At 52.4% G+C, this 23,562-nt stretch carries 22 protein-coding genes, 1 tRNA gene and 1 pseudogene; 8 read left to right on the plus strand and 16 right to left on the minus strand.

What is annotated here, in order from left to right; all coding sequences use genetic code 11:
• Positions 1-242, plus strand: a 242-nt coding sequence (locus AC007G_RS26895; RefSeq protein WP_479466733.1) for a colicin E1 family microcin immunity protein, incomplete at its 5' end; no start/stop codon positions are given.
• A gap of 177 nt (positions 243-419) precedes the next feature.
• Here the strand turns inward: AC007G_RS26895 and AC007G_RS26900 are convergent.
• Positions 420-674 carry a GrxA family glutaredoxin gene (locus AC007G_RS26900; protein WP_072025005.1) on the minus strand — a complete coding sequence of 85 codons (255 nt, stop codon included), beginning with the start codon at positions 672-674 and terminating at the stop codon, positions 420-422.
• Between the two features lie 119 nt (positions 675-793).
• A pseudogene (locus AC007G_RS26905) lies at positions 794-1,198 on the minus strand (PhoH family protein); the annotation flags it as partial.
• An 88-nt stretch (positions 1,199-1,286) separates the two neighbouring features.
• Here AC007G_RS26905 and AC007G_RS26910 point away from each other — a divergent pair.
• The gene (locus AC007G_RS26910) at positions 1,287-1,589 is read left to right on the plus strand and encodes a hypothetical protein (RefSeq protein ID WP_142630358.1); all 303 of its coding nucleotides are present in this window, start codon (positions 1,287-1,289) and stop codon (positions 1,587-1,589) included.
• 230 nt (positions 1,590-1,819) lie between these two features.
• Here the strand turns inward: AC007G_RS26910 and AC007G_RS26915 are convergent.
• From AC007G_RS26915 to AC007G_RS26925, 3 genes are all read right to left on the minus strand, one after another.
• Positions 1,820-1,893: transfer RNA gene (locus AC007G_RS26915), tRNA-Asn, on the minus strand.
• A gap of 126 nt (positions 1,894-2,019) precedes the next feature.
• Positions 2,020-2,229 carry a hypothetical protein gene (locus AC007G_RS26920; RefSeq protein WP_047664677.1) on the minus strand — a complete coding sequence of 70 codons (210 nt, stop codon included), beginning with the start codon at positions 2,227-2,229 and terminating at the stop codon, positions 2,020-2,022.
• A gap of 154 nt (positions 2,230-2,383) precedes the next feature.
• Complete coding sequence (locus AC007G_RS26925; protein WP_180888578.1) at positions 2,384-2,536, minus strand: hypothetical protein; 153 nt, start codon at positions 2,534-2,536, stop codon at positions 2,384-2,386.
• 218 nt (positions 2,537-2,754) lie between these two features.
• Here AC007G_RS26925 and AC007G_RS26930 point away from each other — a divergent pair, with 218 nt between their 5' ends.
• Entirely contained in the window at positions 2,755-3,498 is a 744-nt protein-coding gene (locus tag AC007G_RS26930) for an MBL fold metallo-hydrolase (RefSeq protein WP_142630356.1), read from the plus strand.
• A 236-nt stretch (positions 3,499-3,734) separates the two neighbouring features.
• Here the strand turns inward: AC007G_RS26930 and AC007G_RS26935 are convergent, their stop codons facing one another.
• Positions 3,735-4,961, minus strand: a complete 1,227-nt coding sequence (locus tag AC007G_RS26935; RefSeq protein WP_142630354.1) for an MFS transporter — start codon at positions 4,959-4,961, stop codon at positions 3,735-3,737.
• Between the two features lie 1,161 nt (positions 4,962-6,122).
• Here AC007G_RS26935 and AC007G_RS26940 point away from each other — a divergent pair.
• The 4 genes from AC007G_RS26940 to AC007G_RS26955 all read left to right on the plus strand — a co-directional run bounded on the left by AC007G_RS26940 (position 6,123) and on the right by AC007G_RS26955 (position 10,352).
• Complete coding sequence (locus AC007G_RS26940; RefSeq protein WP_142630352.1) at positions 6,123-6,761, plus strand: LysE family translocator; 639 nt, start codon at positions 6,123-6,125, stop codon at positions 6,759-6,761.
• Between the two features lie 516 nt (positions 6,762-7,277).
• Entirely contained in the window at positions 7,278-8,822 is a 1,545-nt protein-coding gene (locus tag AC007G_RS26945; RefSeq protein WP_032700262.1) for a sensor domain-containing diguanylate cyclase, read from the plus strand.
• A gap of 406 nt (positions 8,823-9,228) precedes the next feature.
• Positions 9,229-9,768, plus strand: coding sequence for a DUF2058 domain-containing protein (locus AC007G_RS26950; protein ID WP_099972815.1), 540 nt, complete (start codon positions 9,229-9,231; stop codon positions 9,766-9,768).
• 107 nt (positions 9,769-9,875) lie between these two features.
• Positions 9,876-10,352 (plus strand): GNAT family N-acetyltransferase, encoded by a 477-nt coding sequence (locus AC007G_RS26955; RefSeq protein ID WP_032688298.1) that lies wholly within the window; start codon positions 9,876-9,878, stop codon positions 10,350-10,352.
• A gap of 188 nt (positions 10,353-10,540) precedes the next feature.
• Here AC007G_RS26955 and AC007G_RS26960 read toward each other — a convergent pair whose 3' ends face one another.
• The 5 genes from AC007G_RS26960 to AC007G_RS26980 form a co-directional block, all read right to left on the minus strand.
• Entirely contained in the window at positions 10,541-11,572 is a 1,032-nt protein-coding gene (locus AC007G_RS26960; RefSeq protein ID WP_032688297.1) for a methionine synthase, read from the minus strand.
• 27 nt (positions 11,573-11,599) lie between these two features.
• A complete protein-coding gene (locus AC007G_RS26965; protein WP_032695763.1) occupies positions 11,600-12,583 on the minus strand; it encodes a DUF1852 domain-containing protein in 984 nt (327 codons plus the stop codon).
• A gap of 251 nt (positions 12,584-12,834) precedes the next feature.
• A complete protein-coding gene (locus tag AC007G_RS26970) occupies positions 12,835-13,590 on the minus strand; it encodes an SDR family oxidoreductase (RefSeq protein ID WP_133959373.1) in 756 nt (251 codons plus the stop codon).
• A 299-nt stretch (positions 13,591-13,889) separates the two neighbouring features.
• Positions 13,890-14,366 carry a cold-shock protein gene (locus AC007G_RS26975; RefSeq protein ID WP_004860714.1) on the minus strand — a complete coding sequence of 159 codons (477 nt, stop codon included), beginning with the start codon at positions 14,364-14,366 and terminating at the stop codon, positions 13,890-13,892.
• A gap of 186 nt (positions 14,367-14,552) precedes the next feature.
• Positions 14,553-14,798, minus strand: a complete 246-nt coding sequence (locus AC007G_RS26980) for a YmjA family protein (protein WP_032688295.1) — start codon at positions 14,796-14,798, stop codon at positions 14,553-14,555.
• A 253-nt stretch (positions 14,799-15,051) separates the two neighbouring features.
• Between AC007G_RS26980 and AC007G_RS26985 the strand changes: the two genes are divergently transcribed.
• On the plus strand, positions 15,052-15,660 hold the full coding sequence (locus tag AC007G_RS26985; protein ID WP_228258711.1) for a histidine phosphatase family protein: 609 nt from the start codon (positions 15,052-15,054) through the stop codon (positions 15,658-15,660).
• Between the two features lie 26 nt (positions 15,661-15,686).
• Here the strand turns inward: AC007G_RS26985 and AC007G_RS26990 are convergent, their stop codons facing one another.
• From AC007G_RS26990 to fecI, 5 genes are all read right to left on the minus strand, one after another.
• Positions 15,687-17,471 carry a sensor domain-containing diguanylate cyclase gene (locus tag AC007G_RS26990; RefSeq protein WP_032688294.1) on the minus strand — a complete coding sequence of 595 codons (1,785 nt, stop codon included), beginning with the start codon at positions 17,469-17,471 and terminating at the stop codon, positions 15,687-15,689.
• Between the two features lie 82 nt (positions 17,472-17,553).
• Positions 17,554-18,741, minus strand: a complete 1,188-nt coding sequence (locus AC007G_RS26995; RefSeq protein WP_032688293.1) for an HD-GYP domain-containing protein — start codon at positions 18,739-18,741, stop codon at positions 17,554-17,556.
• Between the two features lie 526 nt (positions 18,742-19,267).
• A complete protein-coding gene (fecA, locus tag AC007G_RS27000; protein ID WP_032700252.1) occupies positions 19,268-21,598 on the minus strand; it encodes a TonB-dependent Fe(3+) dicitrate receptor FecA in 2,331 nt (776 codons plus the stop codon).
• A gap of 95 nt (positions 21,599-21,693) precedes the next feature.
• Positions 21,694-22,641: a ferric citrate uptake sigma factor regulator FecR gene (fecR, locus tag AC007G_RS27005; RefSeq protein ID WP_142630350.1), complete on the minus strand. Its 948-nt coding sequence runs from the start codon at positions 22,639-22,641 to the stop codon at positions 21,694-21,696.
• A complete protein-coding gene (gene fecI, locus AC007G_RS27010; protein WP_032688290.1) occupies positions 22,638-23,156 on the minus strand; it encodes a ferric citrate uptake sigma factor FecI in 519 nt (172 codons plus the stop codon). The genes fecR and fecI overlap by 4 nt, the downstream gene beginning before the upstream one ends.
• Between the last annotated feature and the right edge of the window lie 406 nt (positions 23,157-23,562).

Raw genomic sequence — 23,562 nt, forward strand, 5'->3', positions numbered from 1 at the left:
CTTATATGTCATTTGTGGTTGCATATCTTGTTTTAAGCGCCTCCCTGTACCCATTCTCATATTATACTTCGGAGAAATTAGCCCTTAAGATAATGACCAAAGACTTTTGGGATCGTCACATTGGCGTGAACAGCGGTGTATTTGGCATGTTCGTTATTGTGTGGTTGTTCTGCATGCCGCTGTCTGTACCCTTATTTATTGTGTATTTATGTATACGCGAAAAAGCTAGAATAAGTACCTAAAAATATAAAAATCTCGTAATTGCATCACGCTACGTCTGATAATGGCATGGAACTGCTGGTAACTACGGGGTTGTTAATTTCTGGAAGGCTGCCGCGTATTTGGCGATGTCGCTCATTTTGACTGGATCACTGGCTGTTTTGTGTGCCCAAAACGGCCCCAAACAGAGCCGTATTGTATTACAGAGTGCTTGCGAAAGCAGCAAATTCTGTGTACCCGCCGGTTGGAACATCGTCCAAAAACACCTGGGGAATGGTTTCTACCAGCTTCCCAACCATGTCACTCAGCTTTTGTTTATCGATCCCTTCAGCGATAATGTCAACATACGGGTATTCGCCGTATCCATGGCCCTGCAGCTGCTTTGCCAGCTCAACGGCTCGATTACAGAAGGAACAATTATCTCGGCCATAAATTACAAAATTATTTTTTTCAATTGCTTAGCGTCGATGGGTTGGGGGGGCGGCCGATCTCTGAACTTGCTGGTTAGTAGTAGGCTATACCGAACGGCAGAGGTAAGAAGTCTTTCTCGGTTTCCATATCAATCATATTTTCCTTACAGATAGGCTTGAAGCGCCACTTTACACAGCTCAGATCGCACGCAATCTTCGGCCGTGAACTCAACGAGGACAACCTGACGGGACGGTTCGAACCGCTCCAGTGAGTCCTCAAGGCCGGATTTAACATTACCTGGCAGGTCACATTGGGTTACATCACCATTAACGATGACCGTTACGTTCTCTTCCATCCGGGTCAGGAACATCTTCATTTATGACACTGTCACGTTTTGGGCGTCATCGAGGATGACCACAGCATTTTCGAACGTGCGACCGCGCATGTATGCGAAGGGCGCGATCTCCACTTTGGCCACCTCTGGCTTTAAGCAGTATTCGAGAAATGAGCCATCTAGGCGCTTCTGTAGCACATCGTAGACGGGACGAAAGAACGGAGCGAACTTCTTCAAAAGGATAAAGCTAGTTATCTTTTTGGTGTGTTCAAACGACAATTCCCTATAGGAAAAGGTATGAAATTCTACTAAGGTGGGAGATATGTCAAATAACATTGTCTATAAAATAATCAGTGGCTCAGATTGGGAGTGGGCGGAAGATTATATATATCTATATGCAGAATATGTTGTAGCTTGCGAACCAGGTCGACAATGTCAAGTAGGTATGGGAGTATTTATTGACGGAGAACCAAGAGGAGAAAAAATACGTTTTTCTGGCGCGGAGACTATTAAAGTGGTATTAGTCGGTGCTCTGTATTTCCGTGTTGACGATGGCAAAGGCCCATGCAACATGCCTTTACTCAAAAGGATAACCAACCGCTCTCATGGACATGGTGAAAATTGAAAAGGCCCAGAAAAATGGGCCTTTTCAATAACAACATCGCTTTCGCAATGGGACGGTTTTCAAGGCCGCTTGGGCGCCATGCTCCCTATCCTCCGTCCAGATGCTTATCTTATGGTTGCTTCAACGAGCTGCAATTCATCACAACGGTAAGGGCATTCAGGGAAAGAGAACCGTCGCGAACAGCCAAAGAGCGCGCCTTCCTTACTGTCGTCCAAATCCCCTTACCGTTGTGGCGAGGTGGGCGGATTTGAACCACCGATCCGTTGATTAACAGTCAACCGCTCTACCACTGAGCTACACCATCTAAGGTGGACACCGTCAGCCTCTGTCGATTTACGGACTTGTGGGGCTGTATCGCCGATTCACCGGTGTCGTTCGCAGCAGTCCTATCAGCAATTGATAGGATTTCTGTCACTTGTGCTTTACGTGTTCACCAAACGCTTGCAAGCCACATGGCGGAGACGATCTGCGGGCTGGTGTAGTGAGCGTTTCGGGGGGACGCGATAGCTGCACCCATCTCGGCCGGTTGCAGAATGTCATTCAGCTCGGCGACTTCCTTCGCCCAGCCGCTGGTGGCCGTACCATCCGTGCGGGCAAACGCTTCCTGGATGCCGCTCCAGCCTACGTATTTGGCGAGCACGGCCTGTTCGTCGACCGTCGCCTGCCGGTTGCCGATCTCCAGCTCTTTCAGCAGTCGGATGGCGGCAATGTTATCGCGGTAATTGGCCTTTTTCCCGCCCTGCCTATGCTGGCGGGGTCGATGGTGAAGAGGTCGGCCGGTTTTTCCTGCGCGGTCAGTCCTGATATTGGGAGGGGCCCTCGTCCTCGTCGTAGAGCGGCATCGCCAGTACGTCCCTCAGCGCCGCACCGCTGCAGAACGGCTCTCTGTCCTGCTTGTCCTTCAGGACCTGTTCTTCGGGCGGAAACAGGTATTTCTCGCGCGTCATCTCCCACGCCTCGTGTTAGTAGAAGCCCGCGTTCTCCAGCTAGTCCATCTCCTCGGACGTCCACATTGCTGCGTCCTGAAGGGCGTCCTCTAGCGTCCCGGCCTTCTTCATTTCTGCGAATTTAGTTGGCTGGAACTCTGCCCAATGTTCTCGGGCTTCATTAATCCAATTTTGCAGCATTACCATTTGATACTGTTTTCAGGGAGGAGATCACCGGTATGCAACCCCGCGCGGGGCTCTGTATTCTGCTGGATGACGGAGACAGCCGGATACTGTTTGATACCGGCCCGGATGAAACATTTATCCGCAACGCCCGGCTGATGAATGAACCTTTGTCGAATCTGAGCGCGGTGGTGCTATCGCACGGCCACTATGACCATATCGGCGGCGTCAACTGGCTCAATTCAGGTACCAGGATTATCTGTCATCCTGACGTTGTACGAGAAAGATATGCCTGTGTACGAGTCCCCGGTAAGGCAATACCGGTCAAAAAGCTTTCACGGCACCTTAATTTCACCGGCGAAAATGTGCTGTTCAGTAAAGGCCCGCACGCAGTGGGAAAACGCTTTACCTGGACAGGTGAAATTCCCGTCGAAAAGCCCGTTGCATATGGTATTACCGATGTCCGTACCGGAGCACTTGATTATGTGCCTGATGAAGGGGCCCTTATCTGGCGCTCCTCCCGTGGCCTGGTCATTATTACCGGATGCGGTCACCGCGGGCTGGAGAACACGATTCACCATTGCCGGAATATTACGCGGGAAGAGAATATTTATGCCGTTATCGGCGGACTGCACCTGCGTACCGCGTCGCCATTAAAACTGATCAATCTTATGAAGTTTCTCAGGGAAATAAAGCCTGAAAAAATCATGGGATGCCACTGCACCGGACGATGGGGCAGACTGTGGCTTAAGGATAAATATCGCCTTTCCTGCGGGGATACACTCTTTTTTGACGCATAGCACCTTTCTGTCTTGCCGGTCATCCGGCACATCTGTCTACGGGAGGGAGCATTTGTGTATCAAATCAGCAGCCCTGTTAAACACGCATAATGCGAAAACAGCTCCTGCATACCTTGATCATTTGCGGCTCGCCGCGTCCGCATAATGCTCACCTCATGCTTGCGCAAGTGGCACCTCCCCCAACACTGAAACTGACCGCCAGCCGAATATGTTGCATTTGGGCGGCGTGAGCGGATTTAAGAACCGTCTTCAGCACTCCGCGACGCTGTCGCGCGTTCTTTCCTGACCGCATGACCATACTGCCAGGTGGATACCAGACATATCAGTAAAACAGGTAACATCATCAGGCCCAGCAGTTTCCAGCCCAGCAATGCCAGCATCACACCCGCCCCTGATGTGGCGATCGCGGAGAAAATAAAACGGCTGGTTTCGGCCAAACCCTGCGCTTTTTTTCGCTCATGATCACGATAAGAGAGACTGAGCAGCGTAGAGCCGCCCACAAACATAAAATTCCATCCGACCCCCACCAGAAGCAGACTTAAGCCGTAAGCCAGCATCGTTTCTCCGGTCAGGTTAACCATGATGGCTGACATGTTGAGAGCGATCCCGGCATATAACAGCACGGTGATCCCCACTTTTCGTATCAGGAGACCGGTAAACAGTGAAGGGACATACATTCCCAGCAGATGCAGCTGAATGACCAGGGCGCCATCATTCATTGAATGGTGGTGCGTAACGGAGAGAGGGGCCGCCGTCATGAGAAAAAGCATCACCAACGAGCCAACGACCAGGTTAAACCAGGCAGTACGATAATCCGGACGTTTCATTAGCTCCCGACTGGTCGGTGACCGTACCGGGGGAGCCGCGGTGTCCGGAGCAGAGGGATATTTTTTTGATCGGCCGAAGAACAGCGCCAGATTAAGTGCCGACATAATACCCAGTGTCGCCACCACGAGATAAACACCGGCAAAGCGAGGTAGCCCGGGAACATCCCGTGCAATAATCGTCAACAGTGGCCCGAGGATTGCCGCCACAACACCGCCAATCATGACCAGAGAGATAGACTGCCCCTTCACTTCCGGCGGGGAGTGATCGGCGGCAACCAGGCGATAGTACTGGCTGAAAGCCTGATAGACCCCCACAAGAAAGCAGCCGGTGCAAAAAAGTAAAAAACTGCCCTTCAGCACAGCGAGAAAAGACAATAATCCGCCCGCTGTACCGCATACAGACCCCAGTATAAACGCGAGTTTTTCGTTTCCCCGCCCGATCATGCCGGCAGCAAACAGACTCGAGAACGCGCCGGCAACAGTGATGAGCGCAAATGGAACGGTGGCCAGTTCATCAGACGGGGCCAGCTGATAGCCCACCAGGGTGGCAATGGTCAGGTCAACAGAGACAGCACAGGTAAAAAACAGATTACTGACCGCAAGGATAGCGGGGATACGGCCTGGTATGTATCGCATGATGCCCTCCTGGAGGGATGAACTTAACGGAAGTCAAGCGGCGGCTCCTGAGCCTAAGTCTCATGGAGTGGACCGGGAAGAACAAAGAGAAGCGGTTGCAGGCGGGCGTCTTTCTCAACGCGAAGCTCCTTGTATTCATTTTTAAGATTCCATCCGTCATTCGTTCACTCAGAACACTATATGTATTGCCTCTCCATGACGTGAGCAATAAATAAAGCAAAAAAGGTGCCATAAAAAAAGGGGGGGACCTGTTATTCATGGCGCTTCTGCACCGTCCGCAAGCAAAGTTATCATTCTCTGGTGCAATGAGCTTAATTACATAATGTTATTATTAATTATAAAATAGATAAATTGTTTACTGATGTCGGTTTTAAATTTAAAAAAAGTCATTGAGAGCGTGTGGCGGCCATGCCATAAAGTTCAGCAGTAATAAAATGTATCCGAAGCCAACCGGTTTCGCGGTCATTTTCGTTGCCATGCGTTCCAGTCTCAGCCTACACGGTATGTCCAGTAAGGCCTTGAATGAGGATGGTAAAATACTGCGGGAGATCGTGTTGATCTCCATCGCATTTAAGCACGAAAAATGCCGGATGTTTACGAGCATCCTGAAAGCGGTTCTCAAATCGGCAGCGGCAGAACGCTGTGCCTGCAGCGCCATGACCTCATTGCTGGCGCGATCGCGACTGCGCGGGCCGCAAAGAAAAATTCAGAATATCCTCCTGCAATAACGGTCTGCCAGGCTTAAATGCAGTGATTTTTTCGGAGGTTGCAATAATCAATAACATAAAATATGAGAATGAACCCCGGGTCATTTATCATGCCTGGTCCAGAAAGAGACTTAATTGTCACTTCTTGTGCTTGAAATATCATCAAATGGTGAAAAATTTGAATGATATTAATTTTAATTAATTGATTTATAAGGCATTAATAAAATTTGATGACAAGAATAAAATGTTACTATAGAGTAAATTTTAGTATATTAATTGCCGTGTTTTATCATGAATACGGCTGAAAAAGAGGGTCTGGCGCCGGTGGGAAATTTACGCTGCCAGTGAGTGCCTGTCAGACAGCACCTTATTTGTCGACTCACCATATCGGGATAATTCCCGCTGATCTTACCGGGGGGCAGAGGCGCCCCTGCACCTGACAGGATATCCCCTCATGCAACAGATCGCTTTTTATATTCTTATTGCCAGCCTGACCATCGCCAGCCCCGGTCCGGGCGTTTTATTCACCCTGACGAACACCCTGAACTATAACTTGCGTCATGCCATGGCCGGGATCATCGGTGTGGCCGCAGGAATGGGGGTGATATCGATCATCGCGGCCAGCAGTGTCGGGGTGATCATTACCACGTCCCGGTTGGCCCTGCTGGCAGTGAAAATCATCGGGGCCGCTTACCTGATTTATCTCGGGAGCAAATTATTTCGTTCACTACCCCGTGCGATGAATAATAACGCGGCCATACCGGGAACCGATGTCGCGCCATCCGCCAGTCAAAGCTTTCGCCAGGGTCTGCTGGTTTCTCTGCTGAATCCCAAACCCATCGTCTTCTTTATGGCGCTGTTCCCGCAGTTCATTAACCCGCAGCAGCCATTTGTCCCCCAGTTTTCGATACTATCGGGTATTTTCTGTCTTTTGGTGATCGTCATCCACACGCTTTACGGGCTTTTCGCACACTCCGTAAAGATGAAGATGTCTTCCGGTAATCTCTTCAGTAAACTCAATAAAACCGGCGGAGTGCTGTTCATGTGTTTTGCTGCAGGCCTCATTATTTCCGCCCTGCAGCCTTACATTTGAACCTATGCTCCCTTATTCCCCCATGGAGTCGTTAAAATGGATATTTTTGTTTGCTATCGCTGATTACTCTGGGCACTAATCTTCTTGACCCCTCAGATTGCATATCCCGGCTTTGTGGGGTGAGTGGGCTGGACTCATCATGATAAACCGTGGTTACCGGGCGATAACGTTCCCGAACATATCCCGCTGACCCTGGCCGTATGCCGTGACGCTGGAACTTATTAAACCGGGTACAGCGACGCAGAATGTGACGCCGGAAGAGCACCGGCTGATAACCAGGAAAGCGCAACTATCAAAAAGGGCATGAAGCTAAAACAGGTGTAGTGGCAATACCGGCTCAGGTATTTGCTATCATCCCCACATGGACACGTGAAGGTTGTCTATGAAGGCAAAACAGCAGCAATGAAAATCCTGTCAGAAGGGAAGCCCATAGTGGGTTGCGCCGGCTACGTAAGATACTTTTCCTGCGGGAAATTGACGGCGGGTCGCCAGGATGTTCTGAAATACAGGTGAAAAATGTTTCAAAAAAAACCGTTTCTCCTCTCCCTGCTTATCGCTCTCTATTCAGGGGGAGTTATCCTGACAACTTTTCTTCTCCTTGGCGGTATCTATTTCTTTCAAAAGAAAGAAATAGAAGATTCTCTCCTTGAGAGCAACCTGGCCTACGCGATGAAAATTGCTGATACGACAGACCGGTATCTGGCCATGGCCCAACGTGAATTAGCCTGGACAGCTTCTGAATTACATAGCACCGATGCATCCGTGGCCAGGTATGAGGTAGAGCGTCTGCGACTCCGGTCAGCCGTATTTAACTCTGTTGGGGTTGTTGACGCTAAGGCTGCGATTATTGCCACTTCACCTTACCTGCCCGCACTGACCGGCGTCAGAGTACATTCCGCAGCAAGCCAAAATGCTCTGGCTGTTCAAAAGCCGCTGATTTCTGGTCCATTCACGTCGATTGCCGGAAATGACATGATAATGCTCTCGCATCCACTCCGTTCGCCGGATGGCCACTATCTGGGCTATCTCGGCGGAAGTATTTATCTGAAAAAACAGAGTATGCTCAGTGATATTATTAGCCTTCATTTTTATAAAGATAATGTATCTGTAACTATTGTCGATCGCGATGGCAAAGTTATATTCAATACTGCTCCCACGATGACCAGGTCGCCCGTCAATCTCACGCCACAATTGAAAACGTATATGAGCAACAACTTAAACGGTTCTTTTGCCGGACGAGATTATTTGGTTGGCTATGCGGGTCTTAAGAAATCTAACTGGAATATTATTGTGTCGACGCCGTCAGAGGTTGTCACCAGTATGTTGTTCAATACGGTGAAGAAAATTTCCGGACTGGTGCTGGCTATCCTGTTCTTTATTACGACAGGGGTGGCTTTTCTGTCGTCACGTATCGCAAAACCACTGGAGCAGCTTGCGCGGCTGGTTCAGACCAATGACAGTCTCACGTCGCCAGAGAAACTCTCTTCCATCAGGGCCTGGTACCAGGAAGCTTATTTACTCAGAGAGGCGATGGAAAAACGTTTTCGTTTAGTCTCTGCCCAATTTGCAGCGCTCAGTGATGAGGCGATGACAGATCCTTTGACGGGTTTGTATAACCGGCGTGGTTTCTATGAGCAATTAACTTATATCAAGAACCTGAAAAATCAGTGCGCGATTGCAGTAGATATCGATCATTTTAAAGCTATTAACGATCGGTTCGGACACAGTACGGGTGATGACGTGCTGGTTCATACGGCGGATTTACTCAGACTGACATGCCGAAAAGAGGATGTTATCAGCCGCTTTGGTGGAGAGGAGTTCGTTATCCTTTTGACGGAAACCACGCTCGCCGGGTCTGCTGCGATAGCCGAGCGGATCCGCCAGGTCATATCGGCTACCGAGTTCTCTGAGGCAGGGCACCTTACGGTCTCGATCGGTGTCGCGGGGCTAAAAGATTATGAGGGTGACTACGAGCGACTCCTCATGGCAGCTGATTCCGCGTTATATCAGGCTAAACGACAAGGACGAAATAGAGTCGTGGTCAGTGGGCATAGCCAATAGCCATGATGGTCAGAAGTGAATGCGCTCAAATTGTGAATGTTCGGTTTTGCTTTATGAACAGAGGCTTGCCGGCCCGCACTTTTGCGGATGTATGTTCAGTAAAACCGTCGGTGCGTAGGGTAAAAGGCTGCAGGGCGTTATGTTGATCACCGTTCTGGTGAAACCCAAAATGTTCCGGATGTTTACGGATATCCTGAGAGTGGTTTTCAGACCGGAACCGGCGGAAGGCTACGCCTGCATCACCATTGACCCTCCCCATTCAGAAACAGAATTCTTCTATGGTTCCCTCTACCTGTAAGGGCGGCGTCTTCCCTAAACCAGGCCGCCTTCCGGCGATGCAGTCCTGGTATAGCCGCCAACATTCCCGCTATAATCGCAGAAATTTCTCAACGGGTTCAGAGACGAAATGACAAAACTCACCTTACAAGAGCAGCTGCTGAAAGCCGGGTTAGTGACCAGCAAAAAGGTCGCTAAAGTGCAAAGAACGGCCAAAAAATCACGGGTACAGGCGCGTGAAGCGCGAGAGGCGGTGGAAGAAAATAAAAAAGCGCAGCTCGAACGCGATAAGCTGCTGGGCGAACAGCAAAAGCAGGCCGCTTTAGCCAAAGAATATAAAGCTCAGGTCAAGCAGCTGATTGAAATGAACCGGATTCTTCCGGCAAAAGGCGACATTGGCTTTAACTTTACCGACAACAATCTCATTAAAAAAATTTTTGTCGATAAGCTGATTCAGGCTCAACTGATTAGCGGCCGTCTCGCGATCGCGCGTTTGGTGACAGACAGCAGCGGCGAGAGCGTATACGCGATTATTCCGGCTAACGTCGCGGATAAAATTGCGCAGCGCGATGCGGACAGCATTGTGTTACACAGCGCGCTCAGCCAGGAAGAGCAGGATGAAGACGATCCGTATGCTGATTTCAAAGTGCCTGATGATTTAATGTGGTAGCTGGCCTTGCCGTTCGTCATCTGTGCCTATGAATGGCCGCGTCGGTGAAAGGGATGAATGCATCGTCTCGCTGCGAAAAATGTCGCTCCCTATCAAAGGATGAATCAATGATTATGCTCCGCCCGATGGGCGAAGAAGAATACCCGGCATATCTGGAATACTTTATTGCGGATTACGCGCGTGAAATTGCCGCCAACTATCGGCTTAGCGCGGAGGATTCGCTGGCAAGAGCGAAGCGTGAAATCGCAGAGGATCTTCCTGAGGGGGTGAATACGCCCGGGCAGGTTTTGCTGTGTCTCTTTAACCAGGCAGACCATTGCGACGAGCACGTCGGTTACCTCTGGTACAAACCCGATACCGCCACGCAAACCGTGTTCATCTTTGATTTTTATATCTTCAACGCCTGCCAGGGGCAGGGGCTGGGCACGCAGGCGCTACGCGCTTTTGAGCGGGAGATGCGAGAGCAGGGGATTGAACAGATTCGACTTCGCGTGGCCGGAGATAACCAACGAGCCCGCCACGTCTACGAGTCTGCCGGCTTTTGGGTGACGGGAATCAATATGAGCAGGACGTTATCCGATTAATGCTCGTGGAGGCAGACAAAAGTCACGTATTCCGACGGGCCGCACGGCGGTGAAAGGGGAGATGAACGCGCGGGGCTTCAGGCTTTATGTTCGGTCCTGCTGCGCGCTGTTCGGTCCGGCCAGGGTTCTGGATAGCGATCCGAACGCCTGACCCGGACTTCTCTTTCAGCGCGCTGGCTCCGCTGACGTTATTTCGCCAGCAGCTCCTTGCGGACGATCTCTGCGCCTGCACTTAACGCATTGAGCTTGCCTCTGGCGACCTGACGAGAGAGGGGCGCCATCCCGCAGTTGGTCGAAGGATAAAGCTTATCGGCATCGACAAACTCAAGCGCTTTACGTAGCGTACCGGCGACCTCTTCCGGGGTCTCAATAGCATTGGTTGCCACGTCAATCGCGCCCACCATCACCTTTTTGCCGCGAATCAGCTCAAGCAGGTCCATGGGGACACGCGAGTTATGACACTCCAGCGAGATGATATCGATATTCGATGTTTGCAGCCTTGGGAACGCCTCTTCATACTGGCGCCACTCTGACCCCAGCGTCTTTTTCCAGTCAGTATTGGCTTTGATACCATATCCATAGCAGATATGTACCGCCGTTTCACATTTTAGTCCTTCAATCGCTCTTTCTAACGCAGCGATCCCCCAGTCATTCACCTCATCAAAAAAGACATTAAATGCCGGCTCATCAAACTGGATAATATCGACACCCGCCGCCTCTAATTCTTTCGCTTCCTGATTGAGAATTTTGGCAAATTCCCAGGCCAGCTTTTCACGGCTTTTATAGTGGTTATCATAGAGGGTATCGATCATCGTCATCGGCCCTGGCAGGGCCCATTTAATAGGTTGTCGGGTCAGCTGACGTAAAAAACGGGCATCTTCAACGAAAACCGGCTTCTGACGCGCCACTTCACCCACGACCGTCGGCACGCTCGCCTCATAGCGATTGCGAATTTTCACCACTTCGCGCTTCTCAAAATCCACGCCGCTGAGATGCTCAATAAAGGTGGTGACAAAGTGTTGGCGCGTTTGCTCGCCATCGCTGACAATGTCAATTCCTGCGCGTAGCTGATCATACAGGGACAGGCTTAGCGCATCTTTTTTCCCTTCAATTAATTCCTGATCGTGTAATTTCCAGGGCGACCATAGTTTCTCAGGCTCTGCCAGCCAGGAAGGTTTAGGTAAGCTGCCAGCCGTCGAGGTGGGTAATAATTTTTTCATAATAGAAAGCCTTGTATGTTCGGTGAATTAAAGCGCGTAGCCAGCAGACCATTTCTCAAGAATATTCTGGTAAGGCTTGATGAAATGCTCTTCAGTAAATTTTCCCTGCTCGATCGCCAGCTGGCTGCGCTCTTCCCGATCATAAACAATTTTTGTTAATGAATGATCCTGGTGATTCAGGTTCGGTTGATAATATTGCCCTGCGGCGGCATTGGCATTGTAAATTTCAGGCCGGTAAATTTTCTGGAATGTCTCCATCGTACTGATGGTACTGATAAGCTCAAGATTAGTGTAATCACTAAGCAGATCCCCAGAAAAATAAAACGCTAACGGTGCAACGCTATTCTGCGGCATAAAATAGCGAACCTTTAATCCCATCCTGGAAAAATATTGTTCAGTCAACGACGAGCCATTTTGCTGATATTCGATACCCAATACCGGATGCTGATTTCCCGTCCGCTGATAGGTGTCTTTGCTCGATACGCTGAGGCAGATTACCGGCGGTTTGTTAAAGTTCTGCTGGTATACAGTAGAACTAACGAAGTGTTTAAAGATATTGCCATGTAACTCACCAAAATCATCCGGGATGCTAAATGCGGATTGCTGTTTGTTATGCTCTAACAACCGCACGCTAAAATCATAATCGCGTACGTAAGAGGAGAAATTATTCCCGGCGAGGCCGTCAATACGTTCGTGCGTTTTTTTATCGAGAATGTTTGTTTTTAAGATCTCAATGACCGGAAAGCTGCCGCTGCGGTGCTGGTCATTGAGTGTCATTTCAACTGAAATAATTTCAAGTTCGACAGAATAACGATCGCCTTGTGGGTTATCCCAGTACGCCAGCGCATTAAAACGATTGTCAATCATCGTCAGCGTGTTACGTAAGTTGTCCTCGCGGTTTTCCCCTCTGGCCAAATTCGCGAAATTGGTTGTAATTCGCGTATTTTCAGCGGGGTTATAATGCGCGTCAAAACAACTACGTTTAATCGTAAAAGTAAAATCTTTATTCATCGCGATGGTGCACCCTAAGTCTGATATGAAAACTGAATGTATTCCCTGAATCCCAGCATATCCTTTCTTTTTATCTGGTTATGTCATTCAGTAATCATCATATTGTCTCTGATTAATAGAACATATTTTATGCCAGAGTCCCTGGATGAGTGAAAGCGACATAATTTCATTACAACATGAGTCATCTTCATGGTCGAAGAGCAACCCCACTGCGCCAAGGCTGGCGGAGAGTCCTGCGTCGAACGTTGTACTTATTCGCGCAGGCGGCTCTTGCGCGCGAGATCTTCCCGTGTAGGCCCCTGAAAATAGAGGGTGCTGATATGACAGCTGCGGGGCTGAGTGAGGACAAAGCGAATGGTTTCCCAGACCGATCGCCCGTTCAGCAGGCGTTCGCCCATTTTGACGCTATCGTCGACATGTTCGTCTAAACCGCTCAGTTCAAAATCCGGCGGATACAGCCCGGTGACGCGGATGTTTTCAGCCGCCAGCTGGTGCGAGAGCGTCTGGGTAAACCCGCTCAGACCATGCTTGCTGGCGAAGAAAGCAGGATGCGCGATTGAATCGGTAAAGTGCGGGATACCGCAGGCGGAGATCATGGATACAATATCTGCCTGCTCCGAGCGTCTTAATGCCGGTAATAACGCCTGAACTAACAACACCGAACTTGTTAACCCGGAATGAAGGGTATCGACGATCTCCGGGGGCGAGCGATCGTCTAAATTGCCGGACAACCATTGCGCCGCATTAAGAATAAGAATATCCACCGGCGTCTCAGACTGTAATAGCTGCGCGGAAAACTGCGCAATGGATGCCGGTTGCGCTAAATCACACAGGTATCCTTGCGCCGTCCCGCCCTCCGCCGCGATCAGAGTGCTGGTTTCCTGGATATCCGCCGGGCGCCGGGCGCAGTAATCGACGCTGACCCCTTCGCGGGCCAGCCAGACGGCCAGCGCCTGCCCAAATCCGCTGCCTCCGCCCGTAATAACGGCTCTTTTACCTTTCAACATCAACTGACTCCTGGTGAGTGACAAGCATGGACACGGAAGTGATTGTGCACAGGAGGCGGGAGCGGCATCTTTCCATTTGTGCCATTCGGCCAATCATGGCATCAATGAACACATCCCCACGCTGTGTTAACCGGAGGTCGGCCCCAATGGACACCGCACAGGGCTTGCATTATGGCCGCCATATTGCAATGCAGTCGCAGAACCGGCGGCAAGAGAAGGCGTATGGAGAGCGGTTTGAAGGGCCGCCAGGCTGCGGCAGAAAGCGGCAGAATGTCGGCCCAGGGGCGGTCAGAAGGCAATCAGACTTTAAGCAGTTTCACCGTGGCATCAATGTCAATCTCATCTTCTGAGAAGATCAATGTCGTTCCCTGAAAAGTGGTGATCGCCAGTTTTTTCAGCGAGCGCATGTCACCGGGCTTAACGTCGGATTTCGGCTTGATGCTGCTCATCAGGATCCCCACGGACAGCACCGCATTTTCTTTATCAATGCGGGTATCGGCAGGCACTTCTTCGCTGTAGACCAGGTAGGATTTGATCGACGTGAGCTTCAGGCGCTCGCCGGCGATATAGATGTATTTGCTTTCCGGCACCACTTTCACCGCATAAGCTGACAAACCCTTGTTATTGGTGGTGGGTTCGAAGGTCACCGCCGCATCTTTCTTAATCAGATCAGGATTGGCGACCTTAATCACATGAAAATAGCGGTTATCGCCGTTTTCATCTTTGATAAATCCAAAACCTTTATCTTTAAACCAGGTTGTGATTGTTCCGTTCATCGCCGTTACCACCTACTTAATCGTGTATTAACTCAATTTTTGCAGCGCGCAGTGTAATGCACAACGCCTGCGCAGACCACGTCTTTGCTTTCAGTCTGGACGATAAATTTTGGCTATGCGAGGGGGAATAGCGTGCGTCAGAATAACAACACGCCCGTTTATCCTGGCCAGAGAGCCCTGCTGAGGCTACTCATTGCCCCACTGATTGAGGAACATCGCGATCTCATCGATACGATCCGCGGGGAGACCGGCTTCGCGCGCCATGTCTGCCTGGGCCTCTTCGCTGATCTCCTCGTTGTTCATGAGACGAGTGAGCAGCAGTTGAAAATAGTGCGCCAGAGGTTCGCGTTCTGATTCACTGACCGGCTTTGCGCATTCCGTCGCGTACTCATCGGCGATGTCATAATACTTTAGCGGTATTTCATTATTCATTAAGTAGGCCCTTAGGTTAATGCCGGTATCATTTGCCGAAGATCATATCATCCTTATTTCATTTTATCTGCCATCCGCGTTGTGGATAGCAGAACGCGAACAACGTCCTGAGTGCAGCGGTCTGATTTTCTGTCCTGCCGGGTGCTCTGACCGTCACGGAGTGCGCGTCAGGGAAAGCCGGGCCGGGCATCGCTTTCTTTTTATTCCCGACGGATGGTAATGTTGCCCGATAACGGGTAACCCGATGCTGCTAATGAAAATATTGCTCGTAAGACATGGTGAAACTGAATGGAATGGCGTTAACCGCCTGCAGGGGCACCTTGATAGCCCGGTGACCGCGCGCGGGCATAGACAAATTGCGGCGCTGATCCGCGCGCTTGACGGTGAGAAAATCGATCGGGTGGTCTCTTCTCCCGCAGGTCGCGCCGTCGCGGCGGCTATGCCGATCGCGGCCCATTTTGCCTGTCCTATCCGTTTTGACGCGCGGCTCATTGAACGGGGCTTCGGGCCATTAGAGGGAACGGTCTACTCGCAGCTCAACGACGAGCAGCGGAGGTTGTTCGATGCGATCTACTCCGGCGATCCGCACGTGACGCCACCGCACGGCGAGTCGCTGGCCGCTGCCGTCGCCAGAACAACAGCGGCGCTGCTTGAAGCCGGTGAGGCGGGGGACCGGTGCGTGTGCGTGGTTTCTCATGGCCAGGTCATGCAGGCGGTTATCTCTACGCTTGACGGCCATGGTGCGGAGAACTTTCCCCGCTATGCGCATCTGAATGGCAGCTACTCGGTTCTGGAGCGCGCGGAAGGTCGGTTATCGCTGGTGAAATGGGGGATAGCCACCCATTTGCTGTTGCGGGGATAAGCAGACAGCTTATCCCCGTATGGCGTTTAGTCGGATTTCAGCATGCCGAAACTGACTATCCGGGAGCGCCCCTGCTCTTTGGCCCGGTAAAGTGCGGCATCCGCGGCTCGCAGCAGGCTGTCGCTCTGGGTATGCTGCGGGAAACTGGCAATGCCGATTGAGACATCCACCTGGCCAATCTCGGTGAGACCATCGCGCAGGGTCAGGCTGCGGACACTGTCGTAAATCTCCTCTGCGCAGGCCCGGGCCGTCTCTTCATTGGCGCCGGCAAGTAGCACCAGAAACTCCTCGCCGCCGTAGCGAAAAGCCATGCCTTTGTCGCGTACCGCGCGTTGGACAATGACCGCCACGCTCTTGATCACCAGATCGCCGGCTTCATGACCATACCGATCGTTAATCGTTTTGAAGTGATCGATATCGATCATCAGGCAGCTCAGCGGAGCATGGTTTTGCACCGCGAGATTGATTTGCGTATGCAGGGCATCATCCAGATGATGACGGTTACGCAGCCCGGTCAGCGAATCAAACAGCGCTTTCTCCAGCAGCGCGCTGCGCAGACGCTGGTTTGCCAGCGCCAGACCCAGCGCTTCGGCCATCAGCTCCAGATAGGCGCGAGAAGGGGCGGTGGCGGGAGTGACATTCCTGAAGGAGAGCAGGCCGATCGCTTCTCCTTGCGCAACCAGCGGCACGCAAAGCGATTGATGAATGCAGGCGTCGGGCAGGTGTGTGCAGGCGATGTCAGGCTCACCATTGACCGGCGGATGGCTTAATCCACGGCGCACGGCCCAGCAGTTGTCAGGATAAAAGACCTCGGGTTCATCCGGCGGCGAGAGCCATTGAGCCACACAGCGCAACTGCCAGGGATTGGTTTCGAGAACATACAGGCGCCCGGGAATTGCGGGGGCGATATTCGGAGCGAAGAGCTCGGCGACCTTGATAACATCGTCAAAAGATTCGCAGCCCTGCAGACGCTGCGTCATGCGCGCCAGCAGTTCCCGAATCGCCCAGTCGGCATCCCGCTCTTGCTCAAGACGCTGACGCGCCAGGCCATTTTCGCGGAAAATACGGATCGCCTGGGCCATATCGCCAATCTCATCGATCTGCGTGAACTGGGGGGCTTCGACGGCATAATCCTGTGAGGCAAGACGTTGTACCACATCACTTAAACGAACAACCGGGTACAATACTCGCCGTTGCAGGATAAATCCGAGGACAAACAGGAACATCAGCGCCGTCAGCGCGACCATTATTTCTGATAACGTACGCCAGGTGTGCGATTTTTCCGTGGCTTGCGCAATGGCGCTGGCGGCCCGGCCTTCCAGCATAAGGCGGAAGTGATCGATCTGGGTCTGTACCCGTTCCAGCTCCTGTTCATAAGGCTTGCCGTAGAGCAGGGTGAGCGCCTCGCTGTCTGCTCCACGTTCAATACTGGCAAGCGCGGCCTGCTGTTCATCCTGCAGCTCATCCGCTATCTGCAGCCCCTCGCGCAGCAACATCAGCTCCTGCGGCGTCGCTCCCCGATCTTTCAGCTTTTCCAGCCGGTGCTCTATCGTCGTCAGCGAACGGGCCTGCTGGCGGTATTCCTGTAACACATCCGGGTTTTTGTTAATGACGTAAGCGCGAGCGAGGTCGGATAATTCCCAGCTCTCGGTTTCAACCGTTTCGGTTAGCTGGTCGAAGATCTGCCGCTGTTGTACGACCTGGCGCTCGGCGGTCTCCGCGTTGGACGCCATCAGCATGGCAATACCGGAAGTGATGGTCAGGCAAACGGTGATCCCGTAGGCCCAGTTGGTCATGGTGGCGATTCTCACCCGAATTTTCCTTGCATGCAGATGAACAAATGACGTTACGTCTAATTATAGAACCCGCTTCTGCCCATTTGCGGGCAGAGGGTTAGTCGCGTTTTTTCCGAATAATCGTGCTATGTAGCGTGTCGGCATGCTGGCATAACGTACAAAAAACATCTTTATCCAGGGCGCCATTTATAACATCGTTCTCTATCAGCTGTAATGCATCCTGATAACGCATGGCAACGCGATAGGGACGATCTTCGGTCAGGGCGGTAAAAATATCGGCAATGGCGATGATACGGTCAGGGAGTTGCAGATAATCCTGATTCAGATGCAGCGGATAGCCGCTGCCATCGAGTTTTTCATGGTGGTTGGCCGCCCAGTTAATGATTTCACCGAGTTCACTAAAGGCGCTGAGAATTTCACCGGTCATATAGCTATGCTCTCGCACCTGACGCAGTTCATCAGGCGTGAGTTCGCTTTGCTTTTCCAGGATATCCAACGGGATATTAATTTTACCAATATCGTGCAAATAGCCGGCAATCTCGATTTTTTTACACTCCTCTTCCGGCAGATGCATATAGGTTGCCAGCAGGCAGGATATTTCGCCGACCATAATACTGTGACTGGCGGTGAAGCTGCTGTAGGTATCGACAATTTTGGCAATTAACAAACAAATATCTTTCAGCCCGTCGATATCGATGTACAGCTCGTTAATCGGGCCGATGATCTCCAGCATCCTTTGGATATGTCCGGGATGAAGATGCAGCCAGAAATGCTCTTTTTGCGCGAGCTGGCAGACGGTGTCACAGAGCATCGGATCAATCTCATGATGCGATGTGCGAAAGGTGTCGATGATAATGTCGGGGTGATGATCTGTGGTGATATTTCCGCTGGAGAGCAGACGTTCAAAAGCATCGGCAAAAAAAACGATATGCTCTTCGAGGTTACCTTTATACGCCGGGTTAAAGTGGTGATGGCGAATAACAGGCAAAACAGGCGCGAAGGTGGGTAAGCCGCCGAGCATCTCGGCGCCCCGATGCTGGTGGGGGTCTTCGATATTATCAATGTCATTCAGCGAAGTGACGATTCGCTTATCCCCGAGCACGCCAATATCGTGAAGCAGTGCGGCGCAAAATATGGTCTGCTGCTGCGACCGCGGCAGTTCCAGAGCTAACGCGAGCTCGAGAGCAATTAGCGCCGTGCGTTGCATATGCAACTGAAGTTCCGGGTTGATTATCTGTATAACGCGCGTGGTTAGCATCAATGCTGATTTTAAGGCGAGACGCATCGTTTTTCTCCATCCGCGTGATTGGGATAATATCGGCTCATTCCGGTGGTCTGTATCCAGATAACGCCAGCAGAGGGTAGAGACGCCAGTACGTGGCGAAATGATCGGCGAGTAAATCCCGAAATAATTTCATTTATAGCAATACTCAAGCCCGAAATGCATGGCGACAAAGACGCATAAAAGCGTGAAAAAGTTTTTAACAGACGTCAGTTAATCATTTTGCTCATAAAAAGAAAATACATTGTCGTGAGCCACTTGCGTTATCTCGCTGCCGGGATGATACATATCTGATTCGATCGTCGGCAAAACGAATTTTAGAACAAGATGCGTGATGGGGTGATGAACGCTTGCCGGCCGCCGCTGACGGAGACGCAGTTTCCTCGCGAGTTGTCGGGGGCGAGACGCCTTTACAGCGCCAAACGTCGGCATCAAGGCTGAAAGGCGTGCTAAAACGTCACCGTCACCGCCCTATGGCGGGACGGTGACGGAATACCCGCACAACCTTTTGCTCACCCCCAGGTCGTCATCAGAATGTCATGGCACCTTGCAGATACAAGGTCCGCGGCTGGCCGACATAGATGCCTTTGTTGTTATCGTCGTATGAGCGGGTGTAGTACTCATGGTCGAAAATGTTTTTCACGCCGAATGCCAGGTTGAGATTGGCCATTTGCGGGCCAAAATCATAGGCGACGCGGGCGCCCCACAGCATGTAGCCCGGAATGCGGCCGTTGCTGCCGTCAGCGCTCTCCGCCACGGTGTTGGCATTGTCTGCAAACTGACTGGACTGAAAATCGCTATTGAGGTTGAACGTCCAGTTACCCGGTTTGTAGTCCACGCCAAGCGTACCTTTATGTCTGGGTGAGAAAGGCACCTGGTTACCGTAGGTATCGCCTTTCTCACGAATGACGGCGTTGACATAGGCATAGCTGGCATAGACCGACAGATTTTCCAGCTGCGGATTGAGATCGCCGAGGTCGTAACGCGTCTGCGTCTCCAGCCCGCTGTGGCGCGTTTTACCGCGAGCGGTGACGGTATCGTTGGTCTGGTTGGAGTCGTACTGATTATTGAAGTTAATCAGGAAGAGTCCCATTTCCGCGCTCAGCGCGCCGTTGTCGTAGCGGGTACCGACTTCCCAGGTACGGGCTTTTTCCGGTTCCACATTGCCGCTTTGCACAGCCTTGCCAATTTGGCTGTACTGTACGGTACCGAACGATCCTTCTGTGTTGGCATAAAGATTCCAGCTGTCGGTGAGATGATAAAGTACGTTAAGCGCCGGCAGCGGGGCGTTATAGCTGACCTGCTGACGGGTGCCTTTCAGACTGTCGTCCTGGTAAGACTCAATATGTTCGAAACGCATGCCCGGCGTGACCGTCCAGTTGCCGATATCAATACGATCGTCGATATACCAGGCGTGAGCCTCGGTGCCAGAGCGGGTATCGCGGTCGTACGGACTGGCGGTGTCGGGCAACTTGCCGCTGATGGTGGGGGTGTAGTAGCGCATCTCGTGCGTGGATTCATTCACGTAGCGATAGCCGACGCCGACTTCATGAGCGGAAGCGCCAAGCATAAAGCTCTGGCTGTAGCGCGGTTCGATACCACGCACCCAGTATTCACGCGGGGAAAGCGTGGTGCGCTTCCCTTGCTCCAGATAACCGCTGCGCAGCGTATGGGTATAGAAGCCCTGAATGTTGAACTTGTGCTGTGCATCCGGCTGGAACTGATAGCCGAGGCTGGCAAGCTGACGTCGTCCCCAGAAGCGATCTTTTAAGCGGGTGGACTGCCAGCGATCGGCAGCATAATCGGCGCGGGACAGGCCGCCGGGCATATCGGCTTCACCATCGTAGTATTGCAGCAAGCTGTTGAACGTGTGCACCGCGTTTGGCGCATATTTGCCTTTCAGCATCACGTCATCGATGCGCGTGGCGCTATGTTCACGCCAGTCGCTGCCGCGGGTACCGGAATAGAGCAGGGCAGCCCCCAGTCCGTTATCGGCGGTCCCCCCCAGCATCAGGTTGTGGGTCTCTTTGGGATTGTTCTGCGAGGAGGTCGGGCTGAGCTGACCTTCCACGCCGCCCGCTATGCCAAAATCCTGCGGGATGGCCCGGGTGACAAAGTTCACTACGCCGCCCACGTTTTGCGGTCCGTAGCGCACGGCGCCTGCGCCGCGAACCACATCTACAGCATCCATGTTGCCCAGCGATACCGGCGCCAGCGATAGCTGAGGTTGACCGTAGGGGGCGAAAGGTACCGGAATACCGTCCATCAGTACCGTAGAACGGCTGGCGAGGCGTGGGTTCAGCCCCCGGATGCCAAAGTTCATCGCCAGATCGTGGCTGCCGGTACCGGTATTTTCCGGAGCATTGACGCCGGGAATGCGATTCAGGACTTCGCGCATGGTGGTGGCGCCGGTTTTGGCAAAATCATCGCGGCGGATAACATCGCGGGCGCCAGCATGTTCAAAAACATCGTTTTCCCGGGCGTCGCCAAGCCAGTCGCCGACCACCGTCAGCGTGGATTCCGTATTCGCAGGCGCCGGCTCCAGCGTCCAGGCCTGATTGCCCAGAGACTTCAGCTGCAGCCCGCTACCGTCGAGCAGCGTTTGCAGACCGTCTTCCACCTCATAGCTGCCGTGCAGGCCATCGCTGTGTTTTCCGCGAGTCAGGCCGGCGTCCGCCGAGAGCGTAATGCCGCTGCGGGCGGCATATTGGTTCAGGGCGCTGTCTAAATCCCCGGCGGCAATGTCAAACTGCGTTGCCGCCAATGTGGGGGCCGCGACCAGCCCCGCGAGAGGCAGCAGGCTTAAACGGATTGCCATCACCAGAGGCATCGGTTTGCGTAATACGCGTAAAGGCGTCATGTGTTCTCCACAATCGTTTTTGGTTGTCATCACCTGTTAAGTCGAACGAGCAGGTGAAAAGGGACAATGGAGAAGGCTAATTTTTTGTTTTTTTCTCAGGCCGCGACGACAGTGACCCAGTAGCGGGTGGCAAACTGCAGTTTTACCGGCAGGGTCTGCGCGATGATGCGCAAAATCGCATCAGTGTCGCCCAGTGGAAAGGTGCCGCTCAGACGTAAACCGGCGACGGCGGGATCGCAGCGCAAGATCCCCGGGCGATAGCGGGAGAGTGTGGCGAGCACCTCATGCAGGGGACGATCGCGGAAACTGAGGACGCCCTGCGTCCAGCTTACGTCGCTGCCATTCAGCGGCTGAAGGCGGGAGAAGGTGTCGTGGGTAAACCACAGACTCTCGCCGGCGTGGACAATCTTGCGCTGTCCGCCTGACAGCACCGCCTCGACAGCGTGCTGTTGCACCGTCAGGCGCGTGTCACGGGGAAACTGGCGGAGGGTAAATTCGGTGCCCAGCGCGGTAAGTAAACCATCTCGGGTCTGGACGCGAAACGGTCGCTGTCGGCGGTCACGGGCGGTAGTAACGGCAATTTCGCCGTAGCGCAGGCGAACCAGGCGCAGGCGATCATCAAAGCGCACATCGGCGGCGCTGTCGGTATTGAGCGTCAGCAGAGTGCCGTCGTTGAGGGTTTGCCGCAGCGGCAGGCCTTTTGCCGTGCGGTAATCGGCGCGCAATCCTTCCGCCAGTTCACTGGCCCACATTTGCCAGCCGCCGCCGGCGGCGACCAGCAGCATCAGCCCTTTCAGTACCTGGCGACGCGTCAGGCGACTGTCGTTGAGCGTCCGGCTGGCAAGGGGACCGGGAAGTTGTCCCATCTGCTGGCGCAGGTTTTCGACCTGCTGCCACGCCCACTGGTGATCGCGGTTTTGTTCATACCACTGTTGCCAGCGGGCTTCTTGCTGTGGGTTGACGCGACCATCGCTTAATACCGCGTACCAGCGCGATGCGGAACGCAGGGCCAGGCGACGGGATTCGGTTAATGCGGAACTCACAGGCCATTCTCCAGGCGAAAAAGCAGGCAGTGCTCAGTTGCCCTGGCGACATATTTTTTCACTGAGCTGACCGAGACCATCAGGCGTTCGGCAATCTCGGCATACGTCAGCCCCTCCAGTTGCGAAAATAAAAAGGCCGCGCGGGCTTTGCGGCTCAGGCCATCCAGCATGGCATCGACCTGCTGCAGCGTCTCCAGCTGAATGTGCTGTAGTTCCGGCGAAGGGACCATGGCCTGCGGAAGCTGGGCAAGCATCTCCAGCCACGCGCGTTCCAGCGCGTTACGGCGAAACAGATCGATCATCACCCGTCGGGCGATGGTGCACAGGAAGGACTTAGGATCGCGGATAGCGGGCAGAGATTCGCTGCCCATGACGCGCAGAAAGGTATCCTGAGTGACATCATCGGCGTCAAAGGCGGATTGCAGCTTGCCGGTTAACCAGGTTGTCAGCCAGCCGTGATGGGCCTGATACAGAGAGGCGAGCGTGAACGGTGTGGCGGCGGAAAGCTGAGACATGAGCAGGTTCAGAACAGGTTATCAATAGTGATATGTTAATATGAGAATGGTTATCATTACAATTAAAAGGCGGCGCAAAAATGGGCCGCGCGAACAATAATTTCAATAAGTGACTGTTGCGATTGGGAAATGTTGTTGATTTCACGGTATCCGCTCTCAGGCCTGCGTTACGGGCGGCTGATCGCCGAAGATTGGGGGATAAAAAATGATAATTGTTCGTTACAAACGAATGATGTGCGATTTATTTTCTGAAGGCGCCAGATATTGCGCGGATTTATAAAATAAGGTGATTCTTATTTGATATATAGAAAAGGAATGAAAAGATACGTTGCATGCTATTTCATAGGTTATGACTCTGATATATGGAGAAGCGTTATATTGATTGCCGCGATTCTTTAGCGACGTT

It is taken from the genome of Klebsiella sp. CSG-1 (assembly GCF_056521145.1).

What these genes read in the sequence shown, in the direction of transcription:
- AC007G_RS26910 (WP_142630358.1), top strand. Translation starts at nt 1,287, where the DNA reads ATGTCAAATAACATTGTCTATAAAATAATCAGTGGCTCAGATTGGGAG.
- AC007G_RS26925 (WP_180888578.1), bottom strand. Translation starts at nt 2,536, where the DNA reads ATGACGCGCGAGAAATACCTGTTTCCGCCCGAAGAACAGGTCCTGAAG.
- AC007G_RS26930 (WP_142630356.1), top strand. Translation starts at nt 2,755, where the DNA reads ATGCAACCCCGCGCGGGGCTCTGTATTCTGCTGGATGACGGAGACAGC.
- AC007G_RS26935 (WP_142630354.1), bottom strand. Translation starts at nt 4,961, where the DNA reads ATGCGATACATACCAGGCCGTATCCCCGCTATCCTTGCGGTCAGTAAT.
- AC007G_RS26940 (WP_142630352.1), top strand. Translation starts at nt 6,123, where the DNA reads ATGCAACAGATCGCTTTTTATATTCTTATTGCCAGCCTGACCATCGCC.
- AC007G_RS26945 (WP_032700262.1), top strand. Translation starts at nt 7,278, where the DNA reads ATGTTTCAAAAAAAACCGTTTCTCCTCTCCCTGCTTATCGCTCTCTAT.
- AC007G_RS26950 (WP_099972815.1), top strand. Translation starts at nt 9,229, where the DNA reads ATGACAAAACTCACCTTACAAGAGCAGCTGCTGAAAGCCGGGTTAGTG.
- AC007G_RS26955 (WP_032688298.1), top strand. Translation starts at nt 9,876, where the DNA reads ATGATTATGCTCCGCCCGATGGGCGAAGAAGAATACCCGGCATATCTG.
- AC007G_RS26960 (WP_032688297.1), bottom strand. Translation starts at nt 11,572, where the DNA reads ATGAAAAAATTATTACCCACCTCGACGGCTGGCAGCTTACCTAAACCT.
- AC007G_RS26965 (WP_032695763.1), bottom strand. Translation starts at nt 12,583, where the DNA reads ATGAATAAAGATTTTACTTTTACGATTAAACGTAGTTGTTTTGACGCG.
- AC007G_RS26970 (WP_133959373.1), bottom strand. Translation starts at nt 13,590, where the DNA reads ATGTTGAAAGGTAAAAGAGCCGTTATTACGGGCGGAGGCAGCGGATTT.
- AC007G_RS26975 (WP_004860714.1), bottom strand. Translation starts at nt 14,366, where the DNA reads ATGAACGGAACAATCACAACCTGGTTTAAAGATAAAGGTTTTGGATTT.
- AC007G_RS26980 (WP_032688295.1), bottom strand. Translation starts at nt 14,798, where the DNA reads ATGAATAATGAAATACCGCTAAAGTATTATGACATCGCCGATGAGTAC.
- AC007G_RS26985 (WP_228258711.1), top strand. Translation starts at nt 15,052, where the DNA reads ATGAAAATATTGCTCGTAAGACATGGTGAAACTGAATGGAATGGCGTT.
- AC007G_RS26995 (WP_032688293.1), bottom strand. Translation starts at nt 18,741, where the DNA reads ATGCGTCTCGCCTTAAAATCAGCATTGATGCTAACCACGCGCGTTATA.
- fecA (WP_032700252.1), bottom strand. Translation starts at nt 21,598, where the DNA reads ATGACGCCTTTACGCGTATTACGCAAACCGATGCCTCTGGTGATGGCA.
- fecI (WP_032688290.1), bottom strand. Translation starts at nt 23,156, where the DNA reads ATGTCTCAGCTTTCCGCCGCCACACCGTTCACGCTCGCCTCTCTGTAT.